The organism is Gloeothece verrucosa PCC 7822, assembly GCF_000147335.1.
Taxonomy (GTDB): Bacteria; Cyanobacteriota; Cyanobacteriia; order Cyanobacteriales; family Microcystaceae; genus Gloeothece; species Gloeothece verrucosa.
The window spans coordinates 1,296,600-1,312,154 of the sequence record NC_014501.1; the positions used below are offsets into that span (position 1 = coordinate 1,296,600).

The window sequence follows — 15,555 nt, forward strand, 5'->3', positions numbered from 1 at the left end:
CTACCCTGGCTAAATTATTTAGGTGTTAAACTGCTCATCAACGGGAATTCGATAGCCATTGGCAAGGCGATTTGTGGTATTAGCCAAGGCAATGATCGCTAAGAGTTCCCCGTGTTGTTGATCGCTCATTCCCTTATTACGGGCGGCGGCGGTATGGGAGGCAATGCAGTAATCACAGCTATTGGTGACACTGACAGCAATATAAATCAATTCTTTGGTTAAAGGATCGAGTTCTCCGGGAGTAGTCATAATATCTTTTAGCGTCTCCCAGGTTCGCTTTAAGGTTGGGGGATGATGGGCGAGCGCTTTCCAAAAATTGTTAATGTATTCGGTTTGCCGTGTAGTACGTATGTCGTCATATACTGCTCTCACTTCATCGCTGGCGGCTTCGTATTCAATCAAGTTACTCACTTTTGTTGCTCCGAGTGTCTAATGATCAGCCAAAACATACCATTTTTGGCAATTAATTCATAGGAGTTAAATTTTTTACGATATTTTAAGAAGATTATTTAGTGAATAACCAAGAGTTTAATCAAATGAAAGTAGAAGAGTATCTTTATGAAATGTTTGAAAAAATTAAGCTCCGGACTGGAATGTATTTAGTCAAATGTTCAATTCCCCATTTTATATTAATTTTCATTATCCAAATCGGAATTATAAAATAATATGTTCTACGGTAATTTGTAATCGATGATTCTTGTTTTAAAACTTAATTACTTTTTTTCCAATTAGGCGGTCACAGCGAAGCGAGTGCGGCTGCATCGCCACCTTTCCCAAGCGCCTATCTGACAGTTATTCGGACAAACTAAAAAAATGAATTACTTTTCATTATATCACGAAAAACTTTTGCAAGAGGTCTAAGGATTACAACCTAGCAAATGCTATTGAGTTTGCTCAATAATTAAGCCAATATTAAAACAACTTTTATGTTTTTTAATACATTTTTGCAACATAGATTGATTTTCAATCTTAACTCTTTAAAATAATAGATAAGAAAGGTTTAGCCGTTAATCAAAAAGCTTAAACTTAATTAGCAATTTGCTGACTTAAGCAAACTCAATATTTTTAACAGGTTTTCGGGTTAAATTGAAAGGAGTGTGTCAAAATTTTACTCAAAAAAAAGAGCAATTAAATTTTAGCCTTAGAGATTCATAATCTTGATTTTTGGGAAAGCGATTCTTCATCGTCGCTTCAAAAAATTTTTCTTTTAGCCGTACAGTGAAGAACATGAAAAAACCTATTACATTGACAACAAACTTTGTTAGCAACCTTTCTCCCGTCTTTTGTCCCAATGGAAAATTTATAGCAACTATTGAAGAAAATAACCAAGAAAATAACCAAAAAAATCAAACTGTTATTTTATGGGATATTATTAGGGGAATAAAACTGGCTGAATTAAATAAAGATGTGGAGCTACCAGGAATCTCACAAGTCCTATTTAGTCCTGATAGTCAATTGGTAACAACGGCTACTTATTTGACGGGAACAGTAACTTTATGGAAAATCCCCAGTGGTGAAAAAGTTCACGATTTAATTAGAGGAAATTTGGTCGCTTTTGCCGCCAAGGGAAAATTATTAATAACGGCTGATCAGCCTGTATTCGAGCCAGAAGATACGTTCAAGAAAAGTTGTATAAGAATATGGGATCTAGATGGTAAAGAGATAGATCAGCTTGAGGGGTATGATCACTATATTTATAACTTGCAGGTTAGCCCTGATGGAAAATATTTAGCAGCACTCGATTGCCACTACAACCAAGAAACCGGTTTTTTAAGGCTGTGGGATATCTCTTGTTATTGGAGTTAAAACAAATATCTTTTCAACTCCATTTTGAGCCAACACAGTAATTCATGTTCAAGAAATAAACGAGGTTCAACAGTTATCATTCAATCTGTCCAAGACACAGTTGAATATTTAAATTAAAACTTAAAAAAGGAAACTTTATGCTGCAAATTACCATTCCCAATAATAATGCTCATTTTGATTTACACAAAGCTGCTACTTTTCAAGGAACAGCCACTAATGGAATAATTACCGTGAAATTGGTGGCTGATGACAAATGGCCACTGGGAAATGCGAATGTTGATCCCAATGGTAATTGGTCAATTATTTATTCGGGATTCACTCAAGCTGGAAACCGCCAAATCACTGCTATTGGCTTTGATAGTTCAAATCAACAACAGACCTCTACTAGCATTAATATTGTGGTTTCAGCCCAACTTGACAGAATTATTCAGGCCGCAGCAAGCTCGGAAATTGCTGATTACAACTGGCATCAACGAGGTATAGCACCCATTGGCTATATAAAAGGAATGGCATTGGTTTACGGGCGAGTCTACTGCAAGCTAAAAGCAGGGGATGCTGCGGCGAAAGAAATGGCTAAAGCCAATACAGGAAATACTGAGAAAGACGCTTTAGCACACTATGCTCAAATATTCCAAAATGTTGGAATGAATAATGATACCCCTGGGGTCGATACACTCAGACATTTGTTTGTACTTTTAATCGGCCTGGGAATGCGAGAAAGTTCTGGAAAATATTGTGAAGGGCGAGACTTATCGGCAGACAACGTCACGGCGGAAACTGCCGAAGCCGGACTTTTCCAGACCAGCTACAATGCCCGAAGTGCAAATCCTTTGCTGCCTCAATTGTTTCAGCAGTATTTAACTAATCCATCTGGGTTTGTTGAAGTTTTTAAGGAAGGTGTTACTTGCTCTAATTCAAACTGGGAAAATTTTGGAGAGGGTCAAGGAAAAGAATTTCAACGCTTATCGAAGGCTTGCCCAGCATTTGCGGCAGAATTCGCCGCAGTGGGATTAAGAAATCTTCGCAAACATTGGGGGCCGATCAATACTAAAGAGGCAGAGATCCTCCCTGAAGCTAATACCCTGCTGTTAGAGGTTCAAAAAATTGTTGATGAATTTAATCTTTGTCCCATACTCCATTAACTAACTTCAAGCTATTTTCAACAAGTTTGTAGTTTCCGTCTTATTTAAGAATTTTAAAAAGGTCTAGAATTATGGTAAATCCAGGTAACTTTTTCATTAGAGTTAAGCCCGAACAAGGCCAGACAACGATCAAATATTCTCCTGAATATCAAGCTTCTGAGATTGCCGATCCTAATCTAAAATTTGATCTTAATCAATCTCAATGTTTAGAAATAAATTGGTTTGATAATGTGGAATATCATTACAAATTTGAACTTAAAGAACCTATTAAGGGTCGTTATAATTGGTATGCGTTTCAAGGTCACGTTGAGATTGATAACGATGAGACTGAAAAAAAAGTTGATGAAAGTGGAGTCATTCTTAATGTTCCTTATTTTCCCCAAAATGATAATACGATTCGTCCTTTCCAAACTTGTAATATGACTTCGGCTGCTATGGTTGTAGAGTTTTTCTATCCTGGTACTGATGCCCATACCCCCGGCCAATTAGAAGATGCCATGACTAAATATTGTGTAGCTAACTGGGGTTATGACTCTATTTATTATCACCCTCATATTGTAGATACTTTGAAGCACTGGAATGTTAAAAGCACTTTTAACACGACAACTCCTTTCAGCAAAATTCAGAAACATCTTGATAGCGGAAAACCCGTTATCTATTCGGGAAAATTTACCAATTCCGGACACATTATTGTACTGCGCGGATATGATTCCACTGGCTTCTGGGTTAATGATCCTTGGGGTGAATGGTTCAGTTGGGGTTATGATAAGAATGCCCCACCCAACATGAATAAAGGAGCAAAGCTGCATTATTCTTATCAAATGATGGGACGATTAAGTTATTCTGGCAGCCAAACCGGATGGGCACATCTTTGTGAAAAAACCTAAGAGTTTAATATTAGTGTTCAAGGTTAGTTATGTTTGAGCCTGGAAGCTATGCTTAAAAAGCAAAAAGCCAAATTTACTTAATGTTAAATATTAAAGGACATTCTAGGGATGAATACGAAAATCAAGGCAATTGTTAATACCGTTATTAAGCAATCAACGTTTGATAGTACACAGATTGCAGACCCTCTCCAAAAATTCTCTTTAGCCAAAGGAGATGAACTTGAGATTAAAAGCTACGAATTGGCGACCAACAATCACTGGAAACTTCAACTAATCTCGCCGGTTCAAAATGTAACCCAATGGTTTGCCTTTATTCCTGATGTAACTATTTCTGATTTCAATGAATACACCAAAGCTCTTTATCCAGGTTTGGTATTGGATGCTTATAAAAATATCATACACGCTTTAATAAAACCCGATCTACCTTTGCTCGAACATGATGGGCGCAAGCTATTTGAACAGGGAATACTCCCAATATTGCAATCAAGTAATACCTTTAAACAAGCAACAGACGAAGGTGAACAAAAATTAGCCAAGTTAGTGGCTCATAACCAGGATCAATACGGAATTCATAAGGCTCCGTGTGCTTACTCCGTGTCCTGTGTCATGAAATATATTGCACAAAAATTGGGATTTACGCAAATAATGAACCTTTTCGAAAATCCCTCGAACTTAAATTGTGTTCAGGTCACTGGTGTTGAGATAATGCTACGCCGTCTGGGTTTTAATTACTTTCTTAAAAAAGACTATTTAGCACCTCGCGGTGCAATAGGGGCTAGAGCGCCTCGCAATAGCAACGATGAATCTGGACATATTTACTTCATCACCAAAGATGGGGCAAAACGTACCCAGTTCCCAAACCCAGGTCAAGGGAATGACCCACCCGAAACGGGAACAAACGGTCCAGACTGGATGATTAAGGATCTTCATGCCGAAAACCTTCATTTTTTCGATCATGTTTATATTCAATGGCAAAATGGCTACACCGATGGCTTTTGGCTGCCTACAGGGATTTACCCCCTTCAAAGGTAACGCTCTTAATGCCTTACACATTTCCTTGACTCAAGAAGCCTAGTAGAATTTGAATTTTGAGAAATTTTTCGATGCCTTCTAGCTAGAAGTCGCTTTAAAAATGTTCCCAATCTGAAATTTTTCGGGATTTGGGAGCATTTTCAAGAGCTTAACAGAGAAATTCAAGGAAAAACATTCTTGAAAAACGGTAAAATTACTGTCAGCTAGTAGAGCTTGTATTCCTTGAATATTGCGGTTTCTATTTTCAGTATCTCAACCTACAAAATAATATTAGCCCGCGTAGGCGGGCTTTGTTCGTATAGCCACACCCTTCAGGGTGTAGGTGGATGTAGATTTATATGGGTTTATATAGGTTTATCAGCAACTTCCATCATCTTTATGAGGAGTTGGGGCGACAGTGGGTAAAGTGCCCTGAAGAACCCCATTAATAGCCGCTACTGGGTCAGTTTCGCTGGTAATATAGACGGTAATTCCCCGACGACTCAAACGTTCTTTTAACCCTTCTCCTGCCTCTCCTGTAATGAGAATCGTTTGATCGAGTCGGTGAGGGGTTGTATCATCTAGGTGAAGGTCATGAAAAGTCGGCTCTGTTTCGGGAACTTCTAATTTTTCCAGCAAGACCGGTTTACTCTCTTGACTGGCTTCATAGATGAGAAAGTTGCGAGCGCGACCTGTTTTACCGCCAATCGTTTCAAAATTTTGGCTAACAACAGCAAATTTCATTGCTCATCTATCCTTTTAATTCCGCTACTTCCATCTTAGCATTGGATTTCTTCAGCTTAACGCCAATTATGTTAGAGTATCCTAACCAACTCGAGCAAGAAGGCTTATGTCTGAGCAAAATTTTCCCAATCCTCTTAATCCCTACCCGTTAGAACATTACAAACGGTTATGCTTTCTCAAAAACATCATTAAAAACCCTAACATTATCATTGGTGACTTTACTTATTATGATGATTTCGAGAATCCTGAAAACTTTGAAAAAAACGTGCTTTACCACTTTGATTTTATCGGAGATAAATTAATCATCGGCAAATTTTGTGCCCTTGCGAGTGATGTTAAATTTATTATGAATGGCGGCAACCATCAGCTTAATTATTTTACCAGTTATCCGTTTTCAATTTTCGGTCAAGCCTGGGAAAAAGCAGAACCCGATTCCTGGCCTTACAAAGGAGATACCATCATAGGTAATGATGTATGGATTGGCTATAATGCTGTGATTATGCCGGGAGTAACCGTAGGAGATGGGGCAATTATTGGCGCTAAGGCAGTGGTGACTAAAAATGTTGAACCTTATACCATTGTTGCCGGAAATCCCGCCCAACCGATTAAAAAACGTTTTGAGGATGAGGTAATTGATATTTTGCTTAAACTGCAATGGTGGGATTGGGAAATAGCGAAAATAACTGAACATTTATCTATTCTTTCTAGCAATGATTTTTCCGCTTTACAAGCACTAATTAAAGATGACTTCAATTAGCCTTATTATTCCCGTTTTAAATGAAGCCTCTACTCTGGAAAAAACCGTTTTAAGACTCTTAGATGATACAGAAATAGAAATTATCGTTGTCGATGGAGGTAGTCAGGATGAAACCGTTAAAATATCCCAAGCTTTAGGGGTAAAAGTCTTCTGTTGTAACCAAACTGGTCGCGCCCATCAGATGAATATAGGGGCATCAACAGCAACAGGAGAAATTCTTATATTCTTACACGCTGATACTATTCTTCCGCAAGATTATAAACATTGGGTTAAGACTACTTTATCTAATCCTAAAATTATTGCCGGGGCGTTTGAATTAAAGATTGATAGCGAGAAACTGTCTTTAAGATTAGTTGAAGCAATGGTTAATTTGAGGTCGCGTTTTCTATCTCTTCCTTATGGCGATCAAGCTTTTTTTCTCTATGCTTCTGTTTTTCGAGACATGGGAGGTTTTGCTAATATGCCCATTATGGAAGATTATGAGTTTATTCAACGCTTGCGGCGCAAAGGAAAAATTTCTATTGCACCTGTATCAGTCATAACATCAGATCGTCGTTGGCGAAAATTAGGGGTTATTAAGACAACTTTAATCAATCAATTAATTATTATTGGCTATTATTTAGGAATTTCTCCAGATCGGTTAGCGGCTTTTTACCGAAGACAACCCAAATAAACTGCACCTTGGCCCGAAAAAAACCTGTTTCCATCTAAAACAATTTTTTCGGTGGGTGGAGTGAGAACCTTGCCAGTCATGAATAGTTAGTTTAGGTCGATAATAAACACCCAGTCTTTATATTTGGGGTCTTGATTTAAGGTAATTGCTGTTATTTTTTCTCTCAATTTATCAGTAATGGGACGCTCTTGTGGTAGAGAATAATTTTCTATGCGATTGACGGGGGAAATTTTCGCCGCCGTTCCACATAAAAATACTTCATCAGCGATAAATAATTCTGTCTTATCAACGGCTCTTTCTATGACAGTAATTCCCAAATCTTGAGCCACTTTAATGACACTATCTCGGGTAATTCCTTCTAAGATATCTTGTTCAAATCCCGGGGTAATTAATTGTCCATTTCTAACAATAAAAATATTCATCCCTGTGGCTTCACAGACTTTGCCCTGAGAATTCATTAAAATAGCTTCATCAAAACCTGATTCTACGGCTTCAGTTTTAGCTAATGCAGAGGTTATATATGCCGCGCTAATTTTTCCTCTTAAGGGAAAGCTTCGGTCTTCTTGTCTATACCAAGAACTAATCCGACAACTGATTCCATCAGCCGATAAATATTCACCCATTTCTAAGCCATAAACAAAGAAATCTTTTTCTATGTTATGTAATCTGGGGGCTATTCCTAAACCTGAACTATAGACTAATGGACGAATATAAAAAGGTTTAGTCGGTTTATTTTTTTTTACAAAATCAATAATTATTTGTTGAATTTTATCCGCCGGTAAATCATGATGAAGGAATTTTGCACTAAGGCTGAGGCGTTTACAATGGCGGTCTAGTCTAAATAGTAACACTTGTTCAGGGTTTTCGGGGTTGGGTATTCCTCGCAATCCTCCAAAGGCGGCTGTGCCATAATGTAGCGCATGGGTGGCTATGGAAATATTAGCCTTTTCAAAGGGGACAAATTGGTTTTGAAAGTAGGCAAAAGGGAGAAAATCGTGCATCTTTTATTCAGGGGTCAGTGGTTATGGGTAAAAACTTATAACTGTTAACTTTTAAGCCATCCGTAATGGTTTTCTTGTTGACTGGGAGAGAGATTTTTCATCTTTACGAGTTCATAGCGACTGGGTTGGGGGGCAGCCAGTTCGACTGTCAGCGTCCTCAATTCATCTTGATGAAAAACGGTTATTTTAATTTTATCACCAGCTTGATAATCTTTAAGCCGCTCATTTAATTGGTTCGCCGTTATTTTTATGCCATCAAGTGCTAATAACTCATCTTCGGCATCTATTCCAGCTTGACAGGCGGGTGAACCGATTTCTACAAATTTTATTTTTTCTTTACCATTTTCACTTTGAGCTTTAATTCCCAAGCTAGGGATAGCTTCTTGTTCTATTACTTTCTCCAGTTGTAAGCCAAAGGGTTCTAAGTATTCCTCAAAGGGTAATTCATCAGTTCCGTCAATATATTTTGCCAAGAAATCATTTAAATCCATTCCCGCCACTGATTCAAGGATTTCTTGTAACTGTTGGGGAGTAAAACCGATTTCTGATTTGCCAAATTTTTCCCATAACTGACGCATCACATCATCGAGTGAACGTTGATTATTGTGGCGTGAGCGAATGAGCAAATCTAATAATAATGAGACTAATTCTCCTTTAAGATAATAGGATATTTGACTATTATCACTGTTAGCATCTCGCCGATATAATTTAATCCAAGCATCAAAACTAGATTCCCCGAGAGTTTGTACTTTCCGTCCGGGAATTTGTAAGTAACGGGTAATATCTTTACTGAAGTTTTCTAATAAGTTTTTGCTGTCATAAAGTTTTGCCCAATAGGGAATGACAATATCATAATAGCTGGTTGTGCCTTCTGAAAACCATAAAGATGTGGTATAGTTTTCGGCTTCATAATCAAAAACTTCTAGGGCTTTTGGGCGAATTCGTTTAACATTCCATAAATGAAAGAATTCATGAGCGACTAATTGCAGAAAAGCATTATATTGAGATTTGTCTCGAAATCCGAAACGCGAATAAATGAGGGAACAAGAATTTTTATGTTCTAAGCCGCCATAACCATTGCCGCTTAGATGCAGTAAAAACAGATATTTCTCGTAGGGTAACCCGCCAAATAATTCTGCTTGTACCTTAATAATTTTTTGAGTATCTTCGATAATTTTAGCGGCCACTGCATTGCCTTGTCCCCAAATGGCTAATTGATGGGGTTTACCTAATACGTCAAACTCATAAAGTTGATGAATCCCTATTTCAAAAGGACTATCCACTAAGGTATCAAAATCTTGAGCTTGATAGGTATGTTCTTGGCCTGGGATGGCCGGTAAAGCGGTAGTGACTCGCCAATCCGGATGAGGCGGTACAATGGTGACGGTGATGGGATGTTTTTCTAAACCCGGAACAAAAAAGAAGAGAGCGGCTCCGTTAAAATAGCCGTGAGTAGCATCTAAATGGTTGGTCCTGACGGTTAACTCATGGGCAAAAACACGGTATTTAACCGTTATTTCTGAGACGGCAGAAGTTTCAATTTCCCACTCGTTTTTGCGGGTTTTTTGACTGACTAAAACTTGACCTTCGGGACCGCTAGCGCAAAAATCCTGCACTAATCTGGCATATTCTCGCACTAAATAAGAACCCGGAGTCCATACAGGCATTTTTAAAGTTAATACAGAAGCTTGCCACCCTTTAACTTGTAGCGTTACTTCAAATAAGTGGGAAGTGGGTTGTCCCATAGCCACTTGATAAGAAAGGGTTGGGAGATTTTCTGTGATGAGTTGCTGTGGTGCTAAGGCGGCTTTAGTCATTACCTCTTGAGTTGAGAAATTATTAGAGTTGTTTAACCAGATGATTTAGCTGTTTAAGGTTACTGAGGGCTAAAGTTTGATGAGATTTATCGATTTCAATCCATCCTTTATGGTGAATGCTTTCTAGTATTTTACCTGTTTCTTCTTCATTAATACCAGCCAGGTCCGCTAAGTCTGAGTCAGGAATATATAATATTTCTGTGCCTCTTTCGGTGGACTGACCATAATTTTCGGCTAAGGCGATCAAGGTTTTGACGAGTCTGACTTTGGCTGAGTATTGAGATAACAGAAAGCGGCGATAAGACTGACGGACTCGTTTAACGGTAAGTTGTAGCATCCGATGATGCAGTTGGGGTTCTTTATACAACATTTGGATAAAACGTTGGGCTGATATAGACACGAGTTCTACATCAGATAGGGCCACAACCTCGGTTAAACGCGGCGCTTCATCCAAAACGGCCATTTCTCCGAAGCAATCCCCTCGACTTAAAATATCTAATGTGACTTGCTGTTCTCGGGAACTATAGCGGATTTTGATCCAACCCGATACCACGAAAAAAACCGCTTTGCCCCAATTATCCTCGGTAATTAAGACAGTATCTTTGGGATAGTCCTGTTCTTCTACCACCGATAGTAGCCACTCAAGGGTGTCAGCACTGGCAAAGTCAAATAGAGGGAAAATCTCGCTAAAAGCGTTTGTTTCCATTAAAGGTCTGTCAAGATGAAGATATAGGCTTCTACTAGGTCTATTCTATGGGGAGAACAGTCCAGAATTCGGGAATAAGGGGTTAGCTGATACCATTATTGTACTCCCCAATAGTTAAAAGCTTATTCTTAAATTACAGCACACCCGCGAATTTTTGCTCAAATTTATCAACTCTTGTCAACCCAACTACCTCTCTAAACCGGTGTTAGGTCTTGGTTAGCTAAGGTTAGTAAGTTACGCACTTCGTCGTCACTGGTTTGGGAAAAATCTTGATACCAAAGGCTTATAGAATGTAAGGGTTCTGGTTGTTGCCAACAGATCACTTGATCCACTTCAGAGTTTAACTCTTGACAGGTTTCCGGGGGAGCAACCGGAACCGCGATGATGATTTTGCTAGGATGATGTTGTTTTAGGGTAGCAATAGCCGCGCGGACCGTTGAACCGGTGGCAATTCCATCATCTACTAGAATAATCGTTTGCTTCTCTAAATCTGGAAAAGGCCGATTTTCCCGATAAAGGCGGTCTCGTCTTTCTAACTCTATTTGTTCGCTGTCTGCCACTTGTTCGATAATCTCATCGCTGATATTTAACCAGCCTACAATCTCCTGATTAATCACTCTAACGCCTCCTGCACCGATGGCTCCCATCGCTAACTCTTTTCGCCCCGGAACGCCCAGTTTTCGCACTAAGCACACATCTAGCGGTAAATGCAGTTTTTTGGCAATTTCAAAAGCCACCGGCACCCCGCCTCGGGGAAGGGCTAAAACTAATACATCTGAACGGTTGGCATATTCAGCTAAGGGGATGGTCAATAATTGACCCGCGTGGGTTCGATTTTCTAAAATTTCAGTCATAATGGTAGGTCCCTTGTGCTAACTATATTGTTATGGGGAAAGTTAAGGGCGGCTCAAAGTATGCTCCTAGACAATGGGTAAATAATTTGTTTGAAAATATATTGATGAGATCATCTAATGGTCTAGTCCTGATTGAAAGAGCAACAGCGAGTTAGGGCTTTTCTCTATCTATAGCTTAACAACTTCTTTTGAATATCAATGTTAAAATATATAGCAGGGCGAAAAAGTCAGGGATAAGCCGCTAAAATATGATCAAGGATTGATGGTAAAATCCCGTTAAAATCCCTTTAAATAAAATTTATAGAAAAAGAGTTTATAAAAAAATTATGCCGGAAACAAGAGAAATATTAGGATTTGAAGAAATTGAACATACGGCTGATTGGGCTTATCGAGTTTGGGGAAGCAATTTAGAAGAGTTATTTATTAGAGCCGCTCAAGGATTATATTACTTAGCCGGAGCTAAACTCGGTGAGGGGGAAAGCATTGAGCGAGAAATAGAAGTGAGGGGAATAGATGCAGAAAGTCTATTAGTAGCGACTTTAAATGAATTATTGCACCTCCATGACCAGGAAAATTTAGCCGTTGAGACTTTAAATATTCTGCTTTTTGAACCCACAAGGATGGAAGCTAAATTAAGTTTAAAACCCGTTCAAGAATGGATTAAAGATATTAAAGCGGCTACCTATCACAACATTGCTATTAAACCCACCGAGGAGGGGTTAGAAGTCACCCTTGTATTAGATGTTTAAAATGTCAAAAAAGCAAACCCATGATTACTAAACAAGACTGTCGGAAAATCAATAATTATATCTGGGAAATTTCCACCTCTTTTAAACCGCAAATGACGGTTCCGGTTTGGATTTTTGCCGATGAGGAACTGTTAGAAGAAGCCCTAAAAGATTTATCAGTTACTCAAGCGGTTAATGTGGCCTGTTTACCCGGTTTAGCCGGCCATGTGGCCATTATGCCCGATGTTCATCAAGGCTATGGGATGCCTATTGGCGGCGTGATGGCGGCGCGAGTTCCCGATGGGATTATTTCGCCGGGGGCAGTGGGATATGATATTAACTGCGGCGTGAGAGTGTTAGCCTCCGGAATAGACTACAAAAGCGCTAAACGTCATCTACCAGAGTTAGCCACTGCCCTCTATCGTAACTGTCCTAGCGGCGTAGGCGGTAAAGGCAGCGTTCCCCTATCTGCCGAGGAATTAGATAAAATGTGCCGTCAAGGGGCAAAATGGGCACTCGAAAAAGGTTACGCCACCGAAGAAGACTTACAGCGTACAGAAGAATTTGGTTGCTTGGAAGGGGCAGACCCCAATAGTGTCAGTAAGCGGGCAAAAGATCGCGGTAGAGGGCAACTGGGGACTCTAGGGGCAGGAAACCACTTTTTAGAGGTGGATGTGATCGAAGAAATTTTCGATCAGGATGCGGCTGATATTATGGGGCTTTATGAGGGTTGCCTCGCCATTCAAATTCACTGCGGTTCAAGAGGGTTTGGGCATCAAATTTGTACTGACTATGTACAAGATTTTCAACTGGCTGTGATTAATTATGGCATTCAATTACCAGACCGAGAGTTAGTTTGTGCCCCAATTAGTTCTAAAGAAGGTCAAGCTTATTTAGGGGCGATGAAAGCGGCGGCGAATTTTGCTTTTGCTAACCGTCAAACCTTGGCCTATCACGCGCGGCAAAGTTTTGAGGAGGTGTTTGGTTCTCAAACGGGTAATCATGCCCTACGTCAGGTGTATGATATTGCCCATAATATGGCCAAGATTGAGCAACATAATATTAATGGGGAAGAGATGACCGTCTGTGTCCACCGCAAGGGCGCGACTCGGGCTTTTGGTCCTGGGTTTGAAGGGTTACCCCCAGAATATCAAGAAATTGGTCAGCCGGTGTTGGTGCCGGGTTCGATGGGTACCGAAAGCTGGATACTGTTGGGAACTGAGGCGAATGATGCTTTGTCTTTTGGTTCGAGTTGTCATGGGGCCGGACGGGTGATGAGTCGCAGTAAGGCCAAAAAGGAAATTCGCGGCGAACGCCTTAGAGGAGAGTTGGAAAAAGAGGGGATCAATGTCCGCGCCGGTTCTCTGCCGGGACTCGCTGAAGAAGCGCCGCAAGCTTATAAGGATGTTAACCGTGTGGTGGAAACTGTCAGTCAGGCGGGTATTGCCCATAAGGTTGCGCGTCTACGTCCGGTGGCGGTGGTTAAGGGATAAATAAAGATCAGGTGGGCATTGCCCACCATAATAATGTTTTATTTCGCGCAAAGGACCCAAAGGAGAATGCTAAGAGGTTTTCTGTGGGGATTATTTTATTTTTGATTATCACAGAAACGTTTGAAGAGGAAACATTTGAGGTAAAACTGGCAAGTTCGTCTGTACATTTAATTTAGCATACTTCCTTATCTAACCTCATCACTTTACTTTTGAGAGATGTCGATCACTCTATAGGGGTAATACCATTAAGAAAGATAGTAGTAAACATTACGTTAAAAATTCTGAGATCGGTAATCAACATCCCCTAAGTTCGCTAAACCGAATTAATCTGTTTTTTAACCAAGTTACGATCAAATTAACTATTAAATATTTAGGATTCAGTTTCAATTTAAGGAGACTAAAAATGGTAGCATCTATCCCTATTAAAGAGAGACTAACTAACGCTTTACAACAGGCACAAAATACCGAAAATCAAGATAGTGATAATATTAGAGCAATCCTCAAGGAAACCATCACTCAAGCCGCCACCGAAGCCGAACAAGACCCAGAAAAACTACACTCTATTATTAAAGAGTCTATTGCCGCTACTCTTGATACTTTTCTAGAAAAAGGAAAAGAAGGAGAAGAAGAACTAACCGCTTGTCTAGAAGGCATTATTGAGGGCATTAGTTCCTCAAAACGTCAAGCTATCTCTCAAAATCAAGCGGAAATTCAACGACTTCAAAATCAAGTTGAATCTGACGAAGAAGCTTTAGAAAATCAAATTGATTCCGCTTTGGTTGAAATTAAAAATACTGTCAAAGATCGCTCAGAAAATGTTAAAAAAGCGATTAATGTGGCAATTAATAACTTAAAAGATAGTGAAGAGGTCGGTCTTTTACAAAAACGCTATGCTCAACTGAAAGCACAACTCGCCGTCATCCAAGCGAATTTAGCCAGCCGCTATGGGCAAGAATTTGATGAAGTTAAACGCTATTTAGATGAAGCGAAAACTTGGTATGATCGCGCTCAAAAAGACCCCGAAAATTTCTCTAAGAAAATAGGAACTAAGCATCAAGAATTTGAAACTAAACTCGGAGAAACGGGGACGGCATTAGCCAAAAAAGAACGACAAGTTAAACAGCTTTTACGGGAATTATGGAACTCTCTCAGAGAAGCTTTTCAAGACCATAAAGATTCAGGCGTAAAGTAACTCTATCTGAGCAACAGTAGCCGCTTTTAAAGGAATAACTTTAGTGGTGGTTACGGGAAGAGAGGTATCTTGATAACCCACAAAGCTAAGATTTTCAAGGTCAACCAATATATCAACCAGACAACTCGCTTTTAAGCAGTTGCGGATTCTATTTTCTATCAGTTTTATTTTTTCATCCGAAGGTTTGACTTTTAAAACGCCAAGACGGATATAAAAATCATTGTCTAGTGAGTCAGCTTTCGGATGATATTTATGCAGTAAGTTAAATCGTTGAAATTCTAGGCGTAATTGATTAAGATTTGATAATATTTGCTGTTCTCCAAACGGCCATCCTCTTAAAACCGCGAAATTATTGATAAACTGGAATGACCGCTCAAACAAAGATGGATCAATATTTTTAGAGCCATAATTAATATTAGGATGATAGCCCCCCAAACGAATATTTAAAGGGAGTAGCTGAGTATGGCGAATATAATCAATGGATGCTGATAAATTAATATATCTCTCCTCATTTCGGTGTTCCCAAAACCATTGACTTAAAATTCCTTTGTCTGTCTTTACTCCTTCATATCCGATCATCGTACCATGAATTTGTTCAAGTACATAAGGTTGAAATTGTTCTTCCAGTTCTTCTACAAGATAATTTTGTAACTGTTGAATTAAGTTCCGAAAAGGAGGCGGCTTGCTTCCGTAAAAAGCCACTAAACTAACATTTGGGGTGTATTGCACGTTGCTCAAGCTCTT

The 15,555-nt window shown here is 39.4% G+C and carries 16 protein-coding genes; 9 read left to right on the plus strand and 7 right to left on the minus strand.

Going from position 1 to position 15,555, the window contains the following annotated elements; all coding sequences use genetic code 11:
• Positions 1-18: 18 nt before the first annotated feature.
• Positions 19-411, minus strand: coding sequence for a carboxymuconolactone decarboxylase family protein (locus CYAN7822_RS05750; RefSeq protein WP_013321297.1), 393 nt, complete (start codon positions 409-411; stop codon positions 19-21).
• Positions 412-1,227: 816 nt separating this feature from the next.
• On the opposite strand from CYAN7822_RS05750, the gene CYAN7822_RS05755 reads away from it, so the two are divergent.
• The 4 genes from CYAN7822_RS05755 (at position 1,228) to CYAN7822_RS05770 (ending at position 4,867) form a co-directional block, all read left to right on the plus strand.
• Positions 1,228-1,806 (plus strand): WD40 repeat domain-containing protein, encoded by a 579-nt coding sequence (locus tag CYAN7822_RS05755; RefSeq protein ID WP_041933150.1) that lies wholly within the window; start codon positions 1,228-1,230, stop codon positions 1,804-1,806.
• Positions 1,807-1,943: 137 nt separating this feature from the next.
• The gene (locus CYAN7822_RS05760) at positions 1,944-2,948 is read left to right on the plus strand and encodes a hypothetical protein (RefSeq protein WP_013321298.1); all 1,005 of its coding nucleotides are present in this window, start codon (positions 1,944-1,946) and stop codon (positions 2,946-2,948) included.
• Positions 2,949-3,019: 71 nt separating this feature from the next.
• Positions 3,020-3,835, plus strand: a complete 816-nt coding sequence (locus CYAN7822_RS05765) for a C39 family peptidase (protein ID WP_013321299.1) — start codon at positions 3,020-3,022, stop codon at positions 3,833-3,835.
• A 108-nt stretch (positions 3,836-3,943) separates the two neighbouring features.
• Positions 3,944-4,867, plus strand: a complete 924-nt coding sequence (locus CYAN7822_RS05770) for a hypothetical protein (protein ID WP_013321300.1) — start codon at positions 3,944-3,946, stop codon at positions 4,865-4,867.
• Between the two features lie 357 nt (positions 4,868-5,224).
• Here the strand turns inward: CYAN7822_RS05770 and CYAN7822_RS05775 are convergent, their stop codons facing one another.
• Complete coding sequence (locus tag CYAN7822_RS05775; RefSeq protein WP_013321301.1) at positions 5,225-5,590, minus strand: NifB/NifX family molybdenum-iron cluster-binding protein; 366 nt, start codon at positions 5,588-5,590, stop codon at positions 5,225-5,227.
• Between the two features lie 106 nt (positions 5,591-5,696).
• Here CYAN7822_RS05775 and CYAN7822_RS05780 point away from each other — a divergent pair, with 106 nt between their 5' ends.
• Together CYAN7822_RS05780 and CYAN7822_RS05785 are read left to right on the plus strand one after the other, a co-directional pair.
• On the plus strand, positions 5,697-6,347 hold the full coding sequence (locus CYAN7822_RS05780) for a CatB-related O-acetyltransferase (RefSeq protein WP_013321302.1): 651 nt from the start codon (positions 5,697-5,699) through the stop codon (positions 6,345-6,347).
• Positions 6,334-7,020 carry a TIGR04283 family arsenosugar biosynthesis glycosyltransferase gene (locus CYAN7822_RS05785; RefSeq protein WP_013321303.1) on the plus strand — a complete coding sequence of 229 codons (687 nt, stop codon included), beginning with the start codon at positions 6,334-6,336 and terminating at the stop codon, positions 7,018-7,020. Before CYAN7822_RS05780 ends, CYAN7822_RS05785 begins: the two co-directional genes overlap by 14 nt.
• An 86-nt stretch (positions 7,021-7,106) precedes the next feature.
• On the opposite strand, the gene CYAN7822_RS05790 is transcribed toward CYAN7822_RS05785, so the two are convergent.
• From CYAN7822_RS05790 to CYAN7822_RS05805, 4 genes are all read right to left on the minus strand, one after another.
• On the minus strand, positions 7,107-8,021 hold the full coding sequence (locus CYAN7822_RS05790) for a branched-chain amino acid transaminase (protein WP_013321304.1): 915 nt from the start codon (positions 8,019-8,021) through the stop codon (positions 7,107-7,109).
• A gap of 44 nt (positions 8,022-8,065) precedes the next feature.
• Positions 8,066-9,838 (minus strand): M61 family metallopeptidase, encoded by a 1,773-nt coding sequence (locus CYAN7822_RS05795; protein WP_013321305.1) that lies wholly within the window; start codon positions 9,836-9,838, stop codon positions 8,066-8,068.
• Positions 9,839-9,860: 22 nt separating this feature from the next.
• The gene (locus CYAN7822_RS05800) at positions 9,861-10,544 is read right to left on the minus strand and encodes a Crp/Fnr family transcriptional regulator (protein ID WP_013321306.1); all 684 of its coding nucleotides are present in this window, start codon (positions 10,542-10,544) and stop codon (positions 9,861-9,863) included.
• Between the two features lie 194 nt (positions 10,545-10,738).
• Complete coding sequence (locus CYAN7822_RS05805; RefSeq protein WP_013321307.1) at positions 10,739-11,398, minus strand: phosphoribosyltransferase; 660 nt, start codon at positions 11,396-11,398, stop codon at positions 10,739-10,741.
• 326 nt (positions 11,399-11,724) lie between these two features.
• On the opposite strand from CYAN7822_RS05805, the gene CYAN7822_RS05810 reads away from it, so the two are divergent.
• The 3 genes from CYAN7822_RS05810 (at position 11,725) to CYAN7822_RS05820 (ending at position 14,811) form a co-directional block, all read left to right on the plus strand.
• Entirely contained in the window at positions 11,725-12,147 is a 423-nt protein-coding gene (locus CYAN7822_RS05810; protein ID WP_013321308.1) for an archease, read from the plus strand.
• A gap of 20 nt (positions 12,148-12,167) precedes the next feature.
• The gene (locus CYAN7822_RS05815; protein ID WP_013321309.1) at positions 12,168-13,619 is read left to right on the plus strand and encodes an RtcB family protein; all 1,452 of its coding nucleotides are present in this window, start codon (positions 12,168-12,170) and stop codon (positions 13,617-13,619) included.
• Between the two features lie 403 nt (positions 13,620-14,022).
• Positions 14,023-14,811, plus strand: coding sequence for a hypothetical protein (locus CYAN7822_RS05820; protein ID WP_013321310.1), 789 nt, complete (start codon positions 14,023-14,025; stop codon positions 14,809-14,811).
• On the opposite strand, the gene CYAN7822_RS05825 is transcribed toward CYAN7822_RS05820, so the two are convergent.
• The gene (locus tag CYAN7822_RS05825) at positions 14,797-15,540 is read right to left on the minus strand and encodes a hypothetical protein (protein WP_013321311.1); all 744 of its coding nucleotides are present in this window, start codon (positions 15,538-15,540) and stop codon (positions 14,797-14,799) included. The genes CYAN7822_RS05820 and CYAN7822_RS05825 overlap by 15 nt on opposite strands.
• Positions 15,541-15,555: the final 15 nt, after the last annotated feature.

Bases quoted from the DNA above. Each gene is read 5' to 3' on its own strand.
- CYAN7822_RS05755 (WP_041933150.1), top strand. From the start codon at position 1,228: ATGAAAAAACCTATTACATTGACAACAAACTTTGTTAGCAACCTTTCT.
- CYAN7822_RS05760 (WP_013321298.1), top strand. From the start codon at position 1,944: ATGCTGCAAATTACCATTCCCAATAATAATGCTCATTTTGATTTACAC.
- CYAN7822_RS05765 (WP_013321299.1), top strand. From the start codon at position 3,020: ATGGTAAATCCAGGTAACTTTTTCATTAGAGTTAAGCCCGAACAAGGC.
- CYAN7822_RS05770 (WP_013321300.1), top strand. From the start codon at position 3,944: ATGAATACGAAAATCAAGGCAATTGTTAATACCGTTATTAAGCAATCA.
- CYAN7822_RS05775 (WP_013321301.1), bottom strand. From the start codon at position 5,590: ATGAAATTTGCTGTTGTTAGCCAAAATTTTGAAACGATTGGCGGTAAA.
- CYAN7822_RS05780 (WP_013321302.1), top strand. From the start codon at position 5,697: ATGTCTGAGCAAAATTTTCCCAATCCTCTTAATCCCTACCCGTTAGAA.
- CYAN7822_RS05785 (WP_013321303.1), top strand. From the start codon at position 6,334: ATGACTTCAATTAGCCTTATTATTCCCGTTTTAAATGAAGCCTCTACT.
- CYAN7822_RS05790 (WP_013321304.1), bottom strand. From the start codon at position 8,021: ATGCACGATTTTCTCCCTTTTGCCTACTTTCAAAACCAATTTGTCCCC.
- CYAN7822_RS05795 (WP_013321305.1), bottom strand. From the start codon at position 9,838: ATGACTAAAGCCGCCTTAGCACCACAGCAACTCATCACAGAAAATCTC.
- CYAN7822_RS05800 (WP_013321306.1), bottom strand. From the start codon at position 10,544: ATGGAAACAAACGCTTTTAGCGAGATTTTCCCTCTATTTGACTTTGCC.
- CYAN7822_RS05805 (WP_013321307.1), bottom strand. From the start codon at position 11,398: ATGACTGAAATTTTAGAAAATCGAACCCACGCGGGTCAATTATTGACC.
- CYAN7822_RS05810 (WP_013321308.1), top strand. From the start codon at position 11,725: ATGCCGGAAACAAGAGAAATATTAGGATTTGAAGAAATTGAACATACG.
- CYAN7822_RS05815 (WP_013321309.1), top strand. From the start codon at position 12,168: ATGATTACTAAACAAGACTGTCGGAAAATCAATAATTATATCTGGGAA.
- CYAN7822_RS05820 (WP_013321310.1), top strand. From the start codon at position 14,023: ATGGTAGCATCTATCCCTATTAAAGAGAGACTAACTAACGCTTTACAA.